The 1,445-nt window shown below is 65.9% G+C and carries 1 protein-coding gene; it reads right to left on the bottom strand.

The annotated features are described in order from the left end of the window. Positions 1-25: 25 nt before the first annotated feature. Entirely contained in the window at positions 26-1,201 is a 1,176-nt protein-coding gene (locus tag KOI35_RS46930; protein ID WP_215796318.1) for an IS110 family RNA-guided transposase, read from the bottom strand. Between the last annotated feature and the right edge of the window lie 244 nt (positions 1,202-1,445).

Here is a 1,445-nt window from a genome sequence, read left to right as displayed (position 1 = left end):
GACCGTCGCTCCCGGCACCCCTCTGTCAAGGGTTTGTGGTGGGTGGTGTTTTAGGCTGGTGGTTGGCGGGTTCGGGTTGTGACTTTTCCGAAGTGCTGGTCCTGGGGTTTGGGTCGGCCGCGCTGGAGTTCAGAGTCGCCCCCGTGTGTCCTCCCGGACCCGTCGCCTGGGTTGTGTGTGTGACGTCTGTGGTCATTTGGCGGTAGACGGTGTCGGACAGGCGTCTTTTGAGGGCGCGCATGGCTTCCATCGCGGTTTTGCCTTCGGCGCGTTTGCGTTGGTAGTAGGCGCGGCCGGGGGTGTCGTAGCGGAGCTGGGCGATGGCCATGATGTGCAGGGTCCGGTTGATGCGGCGGTTCCCGGCTCGGTTGAGGCGGTGGTGGTGGTTGTCGCCGGAGGACACGTCGATGGGGGCGGTGCCGTTCCAGGTGGCGAAGTGTCCGCGGGTGGGGAAGCGGTTGATGTCGCCGATGTCGCCGAGCAGGCGGGCGGCGCCGGAGGTGGCGATGCCGTTGAGGCTGGTCAGTTGGCTGCTGGTGGTGGCGAGCAGGGTGGTCAGTTGTTTGGTCGCGGTCTTCATTTTCGCGTCCAGGGTGGTGAGTTCGTCGACGAGTTCGGTGGCCAGCTGCAGGCGGGTTGCCGCGACGATGTTGTCGGCCGTGATGCTCACGGTGTCGAGCAGAGTTCGTGCTTGAGTGGTGCTCAGGTTCTTTTTCGCGCCGCCGGGGATCAGTTCGAGCAGGAGTTGGTGCAGCCGGGTGACGGTGTCGGTGCGGGTGACGCCGAGCTGGTCACGGCGGTCGGCGAGCAGCCGTAACGCGGTCGTGGTGTCATCCGGGGTGATCTGGCGCAGGTTCGGGGTGCGCAGGGCGGTCACGGCGATGTGGTGGGCGTCGTGCGGGTCGGTTTTGCGGCCGTGGCCCGTGTCGAAGTTGCGTGTTTTCGCGGCCAGTTTCGCCGGGACGTCGATAACGGTTTCGCCGTCGGTGATCAGCCGTTGGGCGATGTGCCGGCCGATGCCGTTGCAGCCCTCGACCGCCCAGACCCGTTCGCGGTGGCGGCGTCCGGCGGCCAGCATTGCCGCATAGCCGCTGGTGTCGGTGCCGTAGCGGCCCTGCCCGAGAACGGTTTCGCGGTCGTTGATGACCTCGATCGTCGCGGACTGTTTGTGGGGATCTACCCCGATGATCAGCCGAGTCATGCAGATGTCTGCCTTCCGTCTGTGCGGCGGTGTCATGCCGGCGGGAGGGCAGTGCTACTTACAGCTGGTCAAACCCCTCTTAAGCCACTCCGCGCCCCGGTGATCGGCAGGGTCCACGCCGGGAGAGAGCCACACTCCGCTATATGAGTGGGCAGCGGGGGCCTGAGTTCCCTACCGATCACCTCGACCAAGCCTGGCCGGGCCGCGGTCGTACATCAAACTCTCTACAAGTAGCGGGGACCGC

This window comes from Paractinoplanes bogorensis, from assembly GCF_018829635.1.
Taxonomy (GTDB): domain Bacteria; phylum Actinomycetota; class Actinomycetes; order Mycobacteriales; family Micromonosporaceae; genus Actinoplanes; species Actinoplanes bogorensis.
This window is presented reverse-complemented; position numbering and strand designations above follow the sequence as displayed.

Coding starts and splice junctions, on each gene's coding strand:
- KOI35_RS46930 (WP_215796318.1), bottom strand. CDS start 1,201: ATGACTCGGCTGATCATCGGGGTAGATCCCCACAAACAGTCCGCGACG.